Genomic DNA, 15,358 nt, shown 5'->3' with positions numbered 1-15,358 from the left:
CGAACTCCGGTCATCGGATGCCTCGTCCGACATCCGTCAACGCAAACCTTCGCAGAAGGTCGCAATGCGCCGGCAGCCCTCCTTCAGCGTCTCGATGTCGGTCGCGTAGGAAATGCGGAAATACGGGCTCATTCCATAAGCCCCGCCGTGAACGGCGGCGACGTACTGCTCCTCCAGAAGGGCCGAGATGAAGTCGGCATCGGTCTCCAGCCGACGTCCTCCCTTGGACGTCTTGCCGATGCAACCGGCGATGTTCGGGAACACGTAAAATGCACCCTGCGGCTTGTGGCAGGTGATCCCGGGGATCCGATTGAGGAGCGAGACCACCAGATCGCGCCTGTCGCGATAGATATCGGCCCGCTCTTTCAGATACCCCTGAGGACCATCCAGAACCGCCACGGCGGCCGCCTGGCTGAGCGTGCAGATGCCGCCCGTCGCCTGACCGTGGACATTGTTCATGGCGGCAATCAAGCTTTTGGGGCCACCGCAATAGCCAACACGCCATCCCGTCATGGCGTAGGCCTTGGAAGCGCCGTTCACCGTTACGACGCGCTCCTTCAGCCCGGGCTCGACCTCCGCGATCGTGCAGAACTCGAAGCCGTCATAGGTGAGGTGTTCATAGATGTCGTCGGTGAGGATCCAGACATCAGGATGCTTCAACATGACGTCCGCGATCGCGCGCATCTCGGCGCGCGAGCAGGCGGCACCGGTCGGATTGTTCGGGAAGTTCAGGATCAGCCACTTCGTCTTTGGCGTGATCGCAGCCTCGAGATCCGCCGGCCGCAGCTTGAACTGGTTGTTCTCCGGGCACGGCACCGAAACCGGCGTCGCCTCGGCGAGGAGAACGATGTCCGCGTAGGTGATCCAGCCTGGCGCCGGAATGACCACCTCGTCGCCGGGATTGCAGGTCGCGAACAGCGCGTTGAAGATGATCTGCTTGCCGCCATTGGCGATCAGGATTTCATCGAGGGCATAATCGAGATTGTTCTCGCGCTTGAACTTGCGCTGGACCGCAGTTCTCAGAGCCACCGTCCCTGGCATCGCCGGGTATTTGGTATCCCCTGCCAGTGCCGCCCGATGCGCGGCATCGATGGCATGCGGAGGCGTCGGGAAATCGGGCTCGCCGGACGACAGGCTGACGATCTTGACGCCCGCATCGCGCAACTCACGCGCCTTGTCCGTCATCGCCGCCGAGGCGGACACTTTTACCGTTTTGAGGCGGTTCGCAAGTTTAGGCATCGTCAGCTCCGTTTCTTGATCTCTGTCTGTTGCGCGGCCTCGGGTCGACGCGCAAATCGCAGGTCACCTACGACCTGAAACGTTGGAATGACCTCGAGCATCGCGACGTTCATGCGCATCGGCGATCCCACCGCGAACGCGATTGCGTCCGCAATGTCCTCGGGTTGAAGCGTCTCGAAGGCGCCGACAAAGCGATCATTCCCGTCGCCGCCGATGTGCGGGTTCTGGAAAATGCCGGTCGCGACCCGCCCCGGGGACACTTCGGTGACGCGAACCCGGGTGCCGTAAAGATCCACGCGCAATTGCTGCGACAGCGAATGGACGCCCGCCTTGGTCGAGTGATAGGCGACAGACGAATTGAACGTCGTCGCATTCTCGCCGAACGCATAGCAGCCGGCGATGGAGGAGATGTTGATGACATGCCCGCGGTCGCGCTTGGCCATGCCCGGAACGATCAGCCGCGTGAGATGGAGGATCGCCCGCAAATTCACGTCCACCAGCGTGTCGACGTCCTCAGGGGCGGTATCCAGAATATTGCTGCGCCGGGACTGGCCGGCATTGTTGACGAACACGTCGAACTCGGCCGAGCCTGCCAGTTCCGTCAACGCGCCGAGGTCATTCACGTCAACGGCACGGGCGCGGCAACCGGTCTCCGCCGACAACGCCGCCAGCCGTCCCGCGTCCCTGGCGGTCGCGTAGACATCGAGGCCCTCTGCGCTCAAGCGGCGAACCGTCGCAGCCCCGATTCCCGAGGATGCACCCGTCACCAATGCCGTTCGAAATTCCGCAAATCCCATCCGCACGGCTCTCTTGCGATCAAGCGGAGCGGCGGAACACTACGTTCACATAAATGGATGCGGATAGAACCGTTTCGGTCTGCCCTCATAAGCATGGCCGATAGCTCCACAGGCCCCGCCGGCAGTCCCATAAGCGTCACCAATACCGGCAGAGTGAATTGCTCTTACTCGCTTCCGGCCACGTCCACCTACATTCGCTCCGGCTGGTTGGCACACCCTTGGGAAAGAAACGCACATGCTGGAGGTCAACAACCGGATCGTCATGGTCTCGGGCGCCTCGCGCGGCATCGGACGCGCCGTCGTCGATCGACTCCTGGCATCGGGTTTCCGTGTCTCGGCGGGAGTTCGTAATCCGGGCGCGCTCCAGGAGAGTCCGCGGCTCATGACGCACCGCTACGACGCCGACGACGCCGAGAGTCCCAAAGCTTGGGTCAAGGCGACGCTCGCAAGGTGGGGCGGCGTGGATGCCATCGTCAACGCAGCCGGCATCAATCCGAAGGTCCGCGTCTCCGACGAGGGTGAAGACGAATTGGACGACATGTGGCGGATCAACGTCAAAGGCCCGCTGCGTGTCGTCAGGGCGGCCCTGCCCCATCTGGCAGTCTGTGGCCATGGGCGAGTGGTCAACCTCGGTTCACTCGCTGGCAAGCGCGTGGGAAGCAATATCGGCTACGCCATGACCAAATTCGCCGTAGTCGCACTCACGCACGGCATCCGCCGTGAGGGTCGCGCTGCAGGAATCAGGGCGACCGTCATATGCCCCGGCTATGTCGCCACCGACATGACGCTGAACGATGACGAGATTCCCCGTCACGAGATGAGTCAGCCCGGCGACATCGCGCGGCTGGTTGAGACCGTCCTCATGCTGCCGAACAACGCCTCGGTCTCCGAGCTGCTGGTGCATTGCCAGTTCGAACCGATGTTGTAGCGATGGGGTCGCATGGTCGTCGGTAACCTGCCGCAGCGAAAAGAGGCGCCTGGCGCCGGCTGGCGGGCCTCCGCGATAAAATCTCGAAAACAACCCCATGCAAAGTAGCCGGCAATCCCGAACATGGGGCGCTACGGAATTTACGAAATCGATTGACACGTCGGGCAAATCACCGGCATGATGCCATCATCGCAGACTGGCGCACACGACCTGGCCCTGATCAGGCATTTGCGAGACGGGCTCGAACTTGGCGATGCGCTGGTCCAGGCGCCATAGCTCGATGCGATAGAAGCTAACGAGCGCCTGCGCCTGACGCTTGGCATCCTCCTCACCTTCGCAGACGAGATTGATGCAGCCGAAGACATGGCCGTCGGGATCAATCTGGAATGCCCGGTAATGCTTCATGATCTGCCCTCTCCTTGCCAGCGCCTGCGGACGGCCGGGGCGGTCAACCAATCGGTCAGACTGGAAGCCACCTCGTCCTGCTTCGCACGGCGGAGCAACATCTCCCGCTCCTTGCCGGCCGGAAGGCGGCGGGCAGTTTGGCGGGCCTGTTCGGCCGAGATCTGCAAACGCTCCTGAAGCGAATGCGTCTGTTTCCTTCGATTGCGCTTTGCGGTCATTTTCTGTTCACGAATGATCTGCCTTGAGGGGAATCGACCCCGACTGGTTGCTCAGAGCGCCGGGGCCGATCACCTGCAGCACCGGAGGCGGCCCCGGCGACAGCCTTTGTAGATTCGGAGCGGAACCGGGTTCCGGCATTTCCATAGGTTAAGCAAATGCGATTGTTACGCGCAGGCTGACGAACGCTGCATCGCAGTATGATGGATCGCCACGGTCTCGCGTTCGGGCGACACGATATGCCCGGAGCATCTCCGCATACGTCAGAGGCTCTGAATGCTGGATCGCCCGCTCCTGTGCGCGATTGCGCACAAGGTTGATGATACCGATAGTTGATGCTCGCAATGACGAAATTGTTGAAACTGCGCGCCGCCCTCTCGCGGTCATGCACCGCTCGACCGGTGCATGACAGCGAGCATTCGAAGCTACTTGCTGCGATAGAGTTGCAGATAGCTCGGCGAGTACAGCGCGGCGTCCTTGAGTGCATCGAGATCGTTGATGGTCAACGTTCGCTCGCGGAGGACGATCAGGCCCGCGGCGCGCAATTCCTGCACGGTGCGATTGAGATGGACCACCGACAGGCCTGTAGCATCGGCCAGATCCATCTGGGTTACCGGCATGATACAGGAATTGCCGTCGACCATTCCGACCGGACGCAGCCGCTCGAAAATCTCGCAGAACAGATGCGCGACGCGCTCCAGCGCGACACGGCGGCCGAGATTGATGGCCCATTCGCGCTGGATCGCACTGTTCACGAGCGTCTCGCACCAGAACGCTTCCGCGAGCGACCGGTCGCTCGCGACAAGGCTCTCGAAGCGCGCACGCTTGATTTCCGTATAAACCACCGGCGTCAGCGTCGCGATCGAGTGGTCCATCACCGCCAGCAGGAACGCATGCGCATCGCAGGTCTCGCCAGGAAAAATGAAGTTGACGATCTGGCGCCGGCCGTCCTCGAGCGTCTTGTAACGGCAGAGCCACCCCGACAGCACGATGCGGACGCTGTCGACGGAATCGCCCTCGGAGATCAGATCCTCGCCCGATCCGGCGCGCTGCATCCCTTCGAGAGCGACGTGCTCGAGCAAAGCGGAGGCTTCGGCCGACAACGACCGCAGCGCGCTCAGCCTGCGGACGACCGGATCAGTCACGCTTCGATCGAGAGTAGAGACGGGCATCAACTAGCTCCCCCCCCCCCGGCGTATGGAACGTACGCTTGCTCAAGGGAATGGTAATCGTGCATTGCAGTCCCGAAACGCTGAACGCCATCGTCGTCTGCCCCTTGAACTCGAACGCCAGCGTGCGCTCGAGAAGCTCGGTGCCAAAGCCCTTTCGCGGCGGCGGTGTAACCTGCGGCCCGCCCCGCTCGCGCCATTCAAAGACCAGCTCCGCCGGGTCGGTGGATTCATCGAGGCGCCAGGCGATCTCCACCCGCCCCGTGGGCCGGCTCAAGGCACCATATTTCAACGCGTTGGTCGCAAGCTCATGGATGGCGAGCGCGAAGGTCTCGGCGGCTTTCGGCTGGAGACGCACCTTGGGGCCGGAGACCCGCACCTGCTCACCTTCCCTGGCATTATAGGCCAGAAGCTCCTCGACGACGAGATATTCGAGATCGACGCCGCCTTCGGGATCGCGTGTCACCAACGCCTGGGTGCGCGCGAAGGCGTTGAGGCGGCCGTCGAGATGGGAGGCATATTCGTCGACGTTCGAGCTCGATTCAGCCGTGCGCCGCGCGATCGAGCGCACGACGCCGAGCGTGTTTCGGACGCGATGCTGGAGCTCGGCGAGCAGCAGGCGCTGCCGCTCCTCGGCGCGGGTGATCGCGGTGACGTCGATGAAGGTAATGACGACGCCGGCGATGAAATTGTCGATGCTGCGATAAGGCAGGATGCGCACGATATAGCGCGTGCCGCTGTCCGGCGCGGTCAGCTCGCGCTCGGCGCTGGCCAGCGTTCGCAGCACCCGGCGCACGTCGTCATAGAGCTCCTCGATCGCAATGCGCGCCTTGATGTGGGCGATAGGGCGGCCGACGTCGGTTTCCACCAGATGCAGAACCTGCGTGATCGCGGGCGTGAAATTCATCACTCGCAAATCGTTGTCGAGGAATACGGTCGCGATTTGCGTGCTCTCGAGGAAGTTCTTCAGGTCGCTCGTGGCACGGGTCAGCTCCTGCACGCGATGCGCCAGCTCGCCATTGACGGTGGTCAGCTCCTCGTTGACCGACTGCAATTCCTCGCGCGAGGTCTCGAGCTCCTCATTGGCCGATTGCAACTCCTCGTTCAGAGACTGGTATTCCTCATTGGAGGATTTCAGCTCCTCGTTTGTGCTCTCGAGCTCCTCGATCGTTGCCTGCAGCCGCTCCCGCGTTGCCCGCAGCTCGCTTTCCAGACGCTCGACATGCTCGGTGCGCACCAGCACGTTGGGGTTATTCTGATTGGTATCGATCACCCGGGCCGGGCCGTCCTTGAACAGGACGAGGAAGTTGCGATGGCCGCCGGCGCCGTCCTGGATCGGCTCGACGGTGATGTCGACCAGCACGCGGTGCCCGTTCAGCCCGAGCTGCACCTGCTCGGCACTGGCGGCCTCATTGGTCTCTGCGGCGCGGCTGAGCGCCGTGCGCAATTCGAGCCTGAGATCGCGATGCACGAGCTGGAGCAGGTCGAGCGTGGCGGCACCCGCGGTCGGCTCGATGTAGCGGCCGGTGCGCCCCGAGAAATGCAGGATCTGGAAATTGTCGTCGGTAATGACGTAGGCCGGCGCGTAGCGCTCGGCGATCCGCTGCGCGCGACGCTCCAGACCCACATCTGGACCGAACGAGCGCACTGGCGGCAGCTCGACCGGCACCCTGCCCGCCGCAGTCGTGATCGGAAATTCCGGCGGCAGCCGCGTTCCGGTCTCGAGTTTCTTGAAGATACGGGCGCGGCGGTCGACCGGCGCGAACAGCTTTGGATGCCGCGTCACGTTCTCGGAATTGCCGAGAAACAGGTAGCGGTCCGGCAACAGCGCGAAATGGAACAGCGGGATCACCCGGTTCTGCAGTTCGGAATTGAGGTAGATGAGGAGGTTTCGGCAGGAGACGAGATCGAGCTTGGAGAATGGCGCGTCCTTGATGACGTTGTGTTGCGAGAAGATGCACATCTCGCGCAATTCCTTCACCACGCAATAGGTATCGCCTTCGCGCACGAACCAGCGCGCGAGGCGTTCGCTCGTCATATCCGCCTCGATACTGGTGCGGTAGCGGCCGACCCGCGCAGTGGCAAGCGCGCGCCCGTCGATGTCGGTTGCGAAGATCTGGACCTGCGGTGCGGAATCGAGCCGCGCCATGTGCTCGCGCAAGAGGATGCCGATCGAATAGGCCTCCTCGCCGGTGGCGCAGCCGAGCACCCAGATCCGAACCTGCTGGCCCGCGCTCTTGCCTTCGAATATCTTCGGAACGATCTGGGTCTCCAGCACCTCGAACTCGCGCTTGTCGCGGAAGAACTCGGTGACGCCGATCAGAAGGTCGTTGAAGAGGTGCTGGGCCTCGTCCTTGTCGTTTCGCAGGAAATCGACATAGCCGGGAATCTCGTCGATCTGGACGACCTGCATGCGCCGCTGCACGCGACGAAGGAAGGTGTTCTGCTTGTAGCCGTGGAAATCGTTGCCAGTCTTGTTGCGCAAGATGTCGGCGATGCGCGAGAGCGAGGTCGCGGCCGCGGCCAGGACCTCGTCGAAGCCCTGCTTCTCCTCGAGGCGCCGGAGATGACGGGCATAGACCTGGATGTGCTCGGGGATATCCTCGGGCGGCAGCACGTAGTCGGCGATGGCCGCGGGCGTGTTGCCGTCGAGCAGATGCTCTGGCTCGGGTCTCGCGGACTTCTCGGCGATGGCGAGACCACCGTGGTCCTTGAGCGTCGCGGTGCCGAGCGTTCCGTCGCCGCCGGTACCGGCGAGGATCACGCCGATCGACTGCTCGGCGCGCTCTTCGGCGAGCGACACCAGGAAACTGTCGATCGTCGCACGTTCGCCGGGGGCCTGCTCGGCCTTGCGGATCGCGAATCGGTCGCCCTGGATGGTGGTGATCATCGCCCGCGGGCACAAGTAGATCGTGCCCCCCTCGATCGCTTCGGCTCCACCGACGTCTGCCACCTTGGCGCCATTGGATCCCCGCACGATCTCGCGCAGCCGGGCCTCGTCGAAGGCCTCGTGATGCTGAAGCGCCAGGACGATGGCCTGGTCAGCCGCCACGGTCAGCTTGGCAAAGAAACGCTCGATGCTGTCCAGGGCACCGGGCGATGCGCCCACCCCGATGATCAGCGGTGCCTTGACCTGACGCTCTCCCTCGACCTGCTGGTCGCCGACTTCATTCATGGCTCTGCTGGCTCTCATTGGCTGGCCGGGCGCAACGGGCGCCCGGCCTCTGCAAATAGCAGAAACCCATGTTACCCCAACAGTTCAAAGGCAGAAATGGTCCAGCGCCTGCCCCCCGGGCGTTGTGATGCGCTGCGCAAACGGCCATTGTCGTGCCGTGACGCCGGAACCCGCGATGCAATTTTCCGAAGAAGTCGCGACCCTGATCAGGCGGGCCGAGGGTGCCACGGCAACCGCCCGCCGCCTGCTCGACGAGAACGACCGCAGGGCGCCAGAGCGTCATGTGGCAGCTCGACTACATGTTCGAGATCGGCACGGAATTCAGGAGGCCGTCCCCTAGCTGGACGCCGGCGGCTCTGGATCGACCTGCTTCTGAAGATAGATGACGCGCTGCACGATCAGGGTGCGGTGGCGCTCCCATTCGACCAGCGTCTGCTTGAGCAGGCTGACGAGACGCTCGGCCTGACGCGTATCGTGGCCGCCGGCCTCAAGATCGCGAACCCGCTCCTCCTGGTCGCGCACCCGCTGCCAGCCTTGCTCGATATCCTGATCGGCCTTGACGAGAAGTCGCTGCTCGGAATGGAGCTGCTCGGTACGCTCGGCAAGTGAGAGGGCCATGGCCATGCCTTCAGGCCTCCCGCTTGCGGGCCGGAGGATCGAGCGACTGTAGCACGACGCGCCGGATCATGTCGGCATATTCGCGGTATTCGGCGGCACGGGCGTCATACATCTCCGCGACCGCAGGCCGGCCGCTGCGCCTGCCGTCGGAGGCCATCCGCTGCACCAACTCCGCTCGCTCCTCGATGATGCGCAGCGCGACGCGCAGGGCTTCGTCCACCCGCCCCTCCTGCTCCTTTGCAAGGACATCGGCGGTGTAGGCATGACCGACCTGGCAGCGGAAACGCATCGGACGCGATCCTTTGACCTCGGACAGGACGCCGCCACAGCCCGGGCAGGTCAGCGCGACGGGATCGGCAAGTGCAACAAGGCTGTCGCTGCCGATCCGGTCACCGGCTGCAATCTCGACTTCGAGGCGGATGTCCGGCGGGATCGGCAACGTCGCGCCCGGAGGCTCCTTGACGAGATCGGACAGCACGTCACCCACGGCCGCGCCGGGCACGCACAGATCGATGGTGCTCGCCTCCAGGGCGCGCCGCGGCATCTCGTCGGAAATGGCGTCCAAGGGGTCCTGAACCACCGTCATCCCGCCGCATCGCTTGATGGCACTGAGACCGGCTGCACCATCGGACAGCAGGCCGCTGAGAAGAACGCCGATCACGCGAGGGCCATAATGCAGCGCCGCCGAACGGAACAGGGCATCGATCGCCGGCCGTACCAAGTTCTCGCGCGGACCGCGCCCGAGTTGCACATGATTTTCAGCCAACAGCAGATGGTGATCCGGCGCCGCCAGATAGACGTGACCGGTCTCGATCTTCATGCCGTTTTCGGCCTGCCGAACGGGGAGCTTGGCGGCGCCGCTTACGACCGTCGAGAGTATGCCGATGCCTTGCGCCGGTATGTGCAAGACGATGAATACGGCCGCCGGCAGGTCGGCCGGAAGGCGGCCCAAAATCTGCTTCAAGGGTGCGGTCGCCCCTGCCGAGCCCCCGATGACGATGATGTCGCGGTTGCTCATGGAACCCGCCTTCGATTGCATCGTTTGCACCAAGGCGGCCGCCCGTTTTATGTTCCTAACGGCCTGGAGCAGCGCTGGAGGCATCATGTCGGTATCGCCCACATTGTCCCGTCAGAACATCGGTCTTACGGGCCGGCGGATTCTCGTCGTTGAGGACGAATATTTTCTCGCCGATGACATCGGCAAGACGCTTCGCGAGCTCGGTGCAGAGATCGCGGGGCCGGTCGGTCATATCGAGGACGCGGTCGAGATTCTGCACGATGGCGGCGTTCTGGACGCCGCGGTGCTCGACGTGAACATCCGCAGCGACATGGTCTTCCCTATTGCCCGTGAGCTGAGAGCGCGCCACGTGCCTTTCGTATTCACGACGGGTTACGACAAGATCACCATCATTTCCGAATTCCAGGACGTGTTGCTCCTGGAGAAGCCGATCGATCTCACAGCAATGGCCCGGAAACTGACTGCGCTCATCAACGATCCGAGGGTCTGACGCACGACGGCGCGGTGCTTGCGCCGCTCATCGCAAGATAGAGGGACATGCGATGATGATCTACACTCCTGATCACCCGCTGGACGCAAGAGTCCTGGCGAATTCCCGCGAGATGGTTCGCGAGGCGCTCGCGCTCTTGCGCGACAGCGATCACCTCGTCAGTGGACTGCGCCTGCGTGAGGAGCTGGGACGTCGCGAGCCGCCGCGCAGCGACGACTGACCGTCCGGACACAACGGTTCACAGCAAGTTGACAGCTAAAAGAGATGCGCGAAGGTGAGCCAGGCGGTCACCGCGAGGCACAGAACAACGGCGGCGTAGGACAACGCGACGCGCAAGATTGCCTCCGGGCCCATCAGCTCAGCATCATCCAGACAATCGCCCCAGCCATCACCAGAAAACCCGTGATGGCGGTTGCAACAAAGGCCTGTTCCACGCGGTCCATCGCCACGGCAGCCCCCCTTTCCAGCCAGGTCAGTGTGATGGGCTGCGACGTCTCGCGCATTAGGATATGTGAATCGGCCGCGCCCACTTGTTTCGGCCCCGCCTCAAAGGTTGCAGCGCTTCGGCGCTACGATCGCGGCTATTCACGCCAGAATTTCGCCAGTTCCCCGGCCGTCACCAGATTCACCTGGCCGTGGAAGCGCGTGGGTGAACGGCATCCCGCATCTCGGCGATCTCCGACCTGTCGTCCCTCATCGTTCCATGCACCGTCAAGAAGCACAGGGATTCGACTGCCTCCTGCTCAAGCGGTATGGCCGTCGAAGCCACCAGTTGCAGGCGTCTTCTTGTCGCGCTGGGGCGTCATCCGCGCGGGATCCGGCTCGCCCGGAATACCGCGCGGCCCGAGTTGCTCCCGTTGCAGATCGTCCTCCGAGAACGACGGCTCAACGCCGTTCGGCTGCTTCGGCCTTCGCGCAGTTTCATTGTCATGGCTGCCCATGGCACGCTCCTGATGTACTCGAGGTCAATCATGACCGGGCGCGCGCGTTCCAAGCAGACTTCCCGACTTCAACGGATGTTCCCGTGGCGCGGCTACGTGCCTGAAAGTGGCATCTCGCCGCCTTCGATCAGCTCAGGAACGACATCCCGGAACAGACGCACCGGAACGGACTTCGCCGCCCCCCGACGCCAGGCGATTGGGAGCGACGCGTCGCAATAGCAGCAACCGCGCTACAAGTACCGCAATCACTCTGGCGTAACGAGGTACCAAGCTCGCTAGATCGTTGCGGTGTCAACCAAAGACCCCGCGATGTCCCCGTTCCCGAGCGGCACCACCACGCCCGCATCGATCGTCGACGCCCTGAAAGCGGTAGCCGGTGATCCACCAAAGATACGCGCGAGCTTTGCCAAGGGCCAATGCGTCCACGGCGCTTATATCCCGTCGGATCAGGCGGAGGAGATTACGAAATCCCGCAGCTTCACCCGACCATCACGCGTGCTGGCGCGCTTCTCGGTCGGCGGCGGCAAACCCGGAGCGGCGGATATCGACAAGCTTGCGTTGCGCGGCTTCAGCTTCAGGCTCGGAAACGTTGATCATCGGTCCGACATTCTCACGCAGAGCGCTCCGGTGCATTATGCAAGGACGCTCGACCAGATGCTGGCGTTCCTCAACGCGAGCATTCCGGGAGCGGACGGCAAGCCGGATGTGGAGAAAATCAACGCATTCCTTGCCGCCAATCCCGAAACGCTGCATCAAACCGACTTCATGGCCGCGCGTCCGCTACCCGCGAGCTTCGCCGGCACGACCTACTGGGGCGTGCACGCCTTTCCCGCTACGAATTCGATGAGTGAGACCCGGTTCATCAAGTTCAAGGTCACGCCGGTCGGAGGAGACATCACGCTGACGGAGGACGAGGCCAAGGCAAAGTCTGCGGACTTCCTGCACGATGATCTCGAACATCGGATCGCCGCGGGCGATGCCCGCTTCAGCGTGATGGCGGTGCTCGATCGTCCCGGGGATCCCACGATGGACGTGACCATCCGTTGGCCAGACGAGGACGAACGAGAAGCAGTACGATTGGGAACGATCGTCATCACGGCTATCGAGCCAAACGAAGCGTGCGATGCCTTCTTCTTCGATCCCGCAAACCTCGCCGAAGGCATCGGTCATCCGCCTGACGAGATCTTCGCGGCGCGCAGCCCTGCCTATGCCATCTCGTTTGCGAAGCGGCGTTGATCAGGTGAGTTCTCACGGAGCGCTGCTGACTATGTCTCGCCTTCCGGCGCCCCCAGTATTTCGCGGCGCCACACCGCGGGGCTGACGCCGACCTGCGCCGTAAACACCTTCGTAAAGTGGCTTTGATTGGCAAACCCCGCCGAGATGGCAATCTCGGACAGCGGCAGGTCCCGTAGGGTCATCAACTGCTTGGCCACCTTCACACGCTGGCGCAGCAGCCACTGGTGCGGCGGCAGGCCGGTGGAGATACGAAACGCGCGCGAAAAATAACTGACCGAGAGACCGAACTCGGCCGCGACCCGCTGCAATGAAAGTGTCCCGCCGAGGTCCGAGTCGAGCTTTTCGCAGGCCCGCTTCACCTGCCATGGAGCGAGACCGCCAGGACCCGATCCGGCGATGCGCTGCAGCCCGCCATAGGCCTGGACGATGTGCGCGCTGAACGCGAGCATCATGTGATCGATGAAAAGCTGGTTGGCCTCGGCCGGCCGACTCAGCCCTTCCAGCAGCAAAGCCCCGATATGACGCATGACCTTGTCGTCGTGACCGACAGGCGAGATCGCCAAGACCCCGCGTACGGGATTCCTTCGCGATGGCGTCGAGCGCTGAACGCGGAAGATAGAACTGGAGGGAGTGGAACGGTTTGTCGATGATAAAGCCCGGATCGCTCCTCAGGTCGTACAGATAAGTTGTGCCCGCTCTGACATCCGCTTTCGCGACGCACTTGCCGTGATCCCAGAGCTCGCAGTCCGGATAATCGTGAAGCTTCAAGCTGACGAGATAGGCCTCATCGGCGACTGAGCCGGAAAGGCCTGGCACGGGGTTATCGTCCTGGGTTTCGGTGACCGCGAGGTCGACGCCGCGCATTGACCGCGTGATCAGCGAGGGCGGTGCATCCCTCAGGCGCAACTGCTGCCTGACCCTCTGTCCAAAAGTGCCCGCGTCTCGCATGCCGACCGATCTCATCCGTGGGAGCCGCAGCAGGAAGGCCTTCTTCAGCTTTCCTAGCTGGCATTCTATTACCGGAGGTCAAGCTCGCCAGTCCAGATCGGCTGGCGGAACGAGCATCGGCCCCGGCAGCCACCGGATCAATCCCCGCGAGGTCATTTTTTCAGCAGGATCAAATGATCCGGATCGTCCGGCAACGAACTTCACTCAATCCCAGGTAGCTTCGATCGGTTCGGTCGAGCGTTTGTGAAGGCGCCGCCCTGCTATTGTTCGATCTTCGACGCTCCGTCGTCGCGCATTCCTCAATCGGAAAGTTTAGATCTACCTGGACCAAAAGATTGAGACCAAAAGATTGGGAGCCGAACCGTCGGCACGATAGGCCGTTCTGCAGTTGCAGTGCATCTTCCGAGTCTCGGCAAGGTTGATGGGAGACTGCAATGCGGCCAAGTCAATTCGACCAAGCGTTGGGGGCTCGTCTGAGGTCGCTCAGTTCGCGCACGCGCTAGCTCCGTATAGGGACCAGCGTCAATTCAGCAGGGAGGCCGTGCGAACGAGTGCGCCCTCTTGGCGAGCGAGAGCCTCGGGTGACAGCGATCAGCACCGGGTCTCCGATGACGATCTCATCAAATGCATTGCGATGCGTGATCGTACCGCAATGCAAATTCTCTACCTGCGTCACCGAGAACGGCTATTCAGGTTCATGGCACGACGGCTTTTCTGGTAATCCTCGCCATGACCCTCGGGCTTATTCTGCCACGCATGCTGCTCGAAGATCACGCGTAGCATCGCTCGTGTCTTCCAAGAGCGGCACAAGCCGCTACCAACATGGAACTATACATCCCGAAGTTCAACAAACAGCTTTTCGAATTCAGTCTCTGCCCTGTAGAAGACCGCGGGCTGCCCCAGCGGCGCCTTGATCGATATGTCTTGGCCGCCCGCAAATGACTGGCCCGTCCAGACGTGAATCCAGTCGGTCCCCGACGGAAGGTAGAGTTTCCGCTCCTCTTGTGAGGCCTGCCAGACGGGTGCGACCAGCACGTCCCGACCATAGAGATAGCAATCCTGAATACCGTAGGTCCGCCGGTCTTCTTCGTGATGCAGGAACAACGGACGCTGAACCGGAAGACCCTGGCGAGTTGCTTCCAGCGACAATCTCCTGAGATAGGGCGAGAGGTGAACGTAGATCGCAGTCATTCTGGCGAAATGCGAAAGGACCGAAGGGTCGCCGTCGATCTGCAGGTTGTCGCGGGGCCTGTTCCCTTCGTGACTACGCATCACGGGCGTGAATGCCGCCATCTCGGCCCAGCGCATGATGAGTTCGGGCGTGCGGACATTTCCGAACAAGCTCGTGTAGCCGCCGATATCGGAATGGTGAAACGCATTGCCGAGCAGTCCCGACGACAACGCAGCGCAAATGACCGTGACCAACCCGTCATGCCGCGAAAAATCAACCGATTGATCGCCGGCCCAGAGCAACGGGCACCACTTCTGTGTACCCGTGAAGCCAGCCCGCATGAAGAACACGGCCTCACCAGTCCGGCCGCGGCTCGCCACTGCCTTCGCGTTGACTTCTGCCCATAGCGTTGGCCAATGGTTGTGCGCAAGCCTTGCGTCTGCCCCGTTGGCGAGACGCACATCAACCGGTAGATACTCGCCGAAATCGGCCATCCACCCGGACAAGCCATAGTCGAGCATCCTTGCGCCTATGATCTCTTCGGAAAACCACGCCGCAGCGTCCGGATTGGTGAAGTCGACGATACCACAGTGAAATTCCCCGAAATCGATCAGGGCAATTCGCGCCGACGCATCTTTGACGAAGTAGTCCGCATCCGCAGCCTCCTTGAACAGGACACCATCGTCGCAGAGATACGGATTCACGTAACCGAGGAAGTGGATGCCCTCGCTGTTCAATTCCGCGATGCGCTGTCGCAAGCCCGGATACCGCTTCTCGTTTGCCTGCCAGTCCCAGAACAGTCGCGCACCGAATGTCGTCGGCCGAATCCCGACCCAGTCCTCGCACCACAGACCGGCGACCTTGACGCCCGCCTCACGCATCTTCGCAAGGCGATTGAACGAGTTCGCTCCATCCTTTAGGCCGATTATCGCACCATTGTAGATCCATTCCGGGAGTGGTGGCTGGCGTCCAAAACGGCTGGACAGGATCTCAACCAGTTCGACGAA

The 15,358-nt window shown here is 62.4% G+C and carries 16 protein-coding genes; 4 read left to right on the top strand and 12 right to left on the bottom strand.

Annotated features, from left to right (window positions below; genetic code table 11):
- Positions 1 to 36: 36 nt before the first annotated feature.
- Positions 37 to 1,239 (bottom strand): pyridoxal phosphate-dependent aminotransferase, encoded by a 1,203-nt coding sequence (locus Q3C01_RS00080; protein ID WP_458142876.1) that lies wholly within the window; start codon positions 1,237 to 1,239, stop codon positions 37 to 39.
- Positions 1,240 to 1,241: 2 nt separating this feature from the next.
- The gene (locus tag Q3C01_RS00075; RefSeq protein WP_458142874.1) at positions 1,242 to 2,036 is read right to left on the bottom strand and encodes an SDR family oxidoreductase; all 795 of its coding nucleotides are present in this window, start codon (positions 2,034 to 2,036) and stop codon (positions 1,242 to 1,244) included.
- A 235-nt stretch (positions 2,037 to 2,271) separates the two neighbouring features.
- Here Q3C01_RS00075 and Q3C01_RS00070 point away from each other — a divergent pair, with 235 nt between their 5' ends.
- A complete protein-coding gene (locus Q3C01_RS00070; RefSeq protein WP_458142872.1) occupies positions 2,272 to 2,964 on the top strand; it encodes an SDR family NAD(P)-dependent oxidoreductase in 693 nt (230 codons plus the stop codon).
- 186 nt (positions 2,965 to 3,150) lie between these two features.
- On the opposite strand, the gene Q3C01_RS00065 is transcribed toward Q3C01_RS00070, so the two are convergent.
- From Q3C01_RS00065 to Q3C01_RS00040, 6 genes are all read right to left on the bottom strand, one after another.
- Positions 3,151 to 3,369: a hypothetical protein gene (locus Q3C01_RS00065; RefSeq protein WP_458142871.1), complete on the bottom strand. Its 219-nt coding sequence runs from the start codon at positions 3,367 to 3,369 to the stop codon at positions 3,151 to 3,153.
- Positions 3,366 to 3,587 (bottom strand): hypothetical protein, encoded by a 222-nt coding sequence (locus Q3C01_RS00060; protein WP_458142870.1) that lies wholly within the window; start codon positions 3,585 to 3,587, stop codon positions 3,366 to 3,368. Before Q3C01_RS00060 ends, Q3C01_RS00065 begins: the two co-directional genes overlap by 4 nt.
- 423 nt (positions 3,588 to 4,010) lie before the next feature.
- Positions 4,011 to 4,757, bottom strand: a complete 747-nt coding sequence (locus Q3C01_RS00055; RefSeq protein WP_458142869.1) for a Crp/Fnr family transcriptional regulator — start codon at positions 4,755 to 4,757, stop codon at positions 4,011 to 4,013.
- On the bottom strand, positions 4,723 to 7,929 hold the full coding sequence (locus Q3C01_RS00050) for a CheR family methyltransferase (RefSeq protein WP_458142867.1): 3,207 nt from the start codon (positions 7,927 to 7,929) through the stop codon (positions 4,723 to 4,725). The genes Q3C01_RS00055 and Q3C01_RS00050 overlap by 35 nt, the downstream gene beginning before the upstream one ends.
- A gap of 336 nt (positions 7,930 to 8,265) precedes the next feature.
- Positions 8,266 to 8,553 (bottom strand): hypothetical protein, encoded by a 288-nt coding sequence (locus Q3C01_RS00045; protein ID WP_458142865.1) that lies wholly within the window; start codon positions 8,551 to 8,553, stop codon positions 8,266 to 8,268.
- Positions 8,554 to 8,557: 4 nt separating this feature from the next.
- Positions 8,558 to 9,565 carry a chemotaxis protein CheB gene (locus Q3C01_RS00040; protein WP_458142863.1) on the bottom strand — a complete coding sequence of 336 codons (1,008 nt, stop codon included), beginning with the start codon at positions 9,563 to 9,565 and terminating at the stop codon, positions 8,558 to 8,560.
- Between the two features lie 85 nt (positions 9,566 to 9,650).
- Between Q3C01_RS00040 and Q3C01_RS00035 the strand changes: the two genes are divergently transcribed.
- Entirely contained in the window at positions 9,651 to 10,055 is a 405-nt protein-coding gene (locus Q3C01_RS00035; RefSeq protein WP_458142862.1) for a response regulator, read from the top strand.
- 52 nt (positions 10,056 to 10,107) lie between these two features.
- Positions 10,108 to 10,275, top strand: coding sequence for a hypothetical protein (locus tag Q3C01_RS00030; RefSeq protein WP_458142861.1), 168 nt, complete (start codon positions 10,108 to 10,110; stop codon positions 10,273 to 10,275).
- Positions 10,276 to 10,408: 133 nt separating this feature from the next.
- Here the strand turns inward: Q3C01_RS00030 and Q3C01_RS00025 are convergent, their stop codons facing one another.
- The gene (locus Q3C01_RS00025; RefSeq protein WP_458142860.1) at positions 10,409 to 10,558 is read right to left on the bottom strand and encodes a hypothetical protein; all 150 of its coding nucleotides are present in this window, start codon (positions 10,556 to 10,558) and stop codon (positions 10,409 to 10,411) included.
- Between the two features lie 240 nt (positions 10,559 to 10,798).
- Positions 10,799 to 10,996, bottom strand: a complete 198-nt coding sequence (locus tag Q3C01_RS00020; protein ID WP_458142858.1) for a hypothetical protein — start codon at positions 10,994 to 10,996, stop codon at positions 10,799 to 10,801.
- Positions 10,997 to 11,305: 309 nt separating this feature from the next.
- Between Q3C01_RS00020 and Q3C01_RS00015 the strand changes: the two genes are divergently transcribed.
- A complete protein-coding gene (locus Q3C01_RS00015; protein ID WP_458142857.1) occupies positions 11,306 to 12,232 on the top strand; it encodes a catalase family peroxidase in 927 nt (308 codons plus the stop codon).
- Between the two features lie 29 nt (positions 12,233 to 12,261).
- On the opposite strand, the gene Q3C01_RS00010 is transcribed toward Q3C01_RS00015, so the two are convergent.
- Together Q3C01_RS00010 and Q3C01_RS00005 are read right to left on the bottom strand one after the other, a co-directional pair.
- Positions 12,262 to 12,795 carry a helix-turn-helix transcriptional regulator gene (locus Q3C01_RS00010; protein WP_458142856.1) on the bottom strand — a complete coding sequence of 178 codons (534 nt, stop codon included), beginning with the start codon at positions 12,793 to 12,795 and terminating at the stop codon, positions 12,262 to 12,264.
- 1,213 nt (positions 12,796 to 14,008) lie between these two features.
- The coding region (locus tag Q3C01_RS00005; RefSeq protein WP_458142854.1) for an alpha-glucosidase at positions 14,009 to 15,358 on the bottom strand (1,350 nt) is incomplete at its 5' end.

The sequence above is a fragment of the Bradyrhizobium sp. UFLA05-109 genome, from assembly GCF_054185165.1.
The sequence above is the reverse complement of the archived record's forward strand: the minus strand, read 5'-3'. Positions and strand labels throughout refer to the sequence as shown.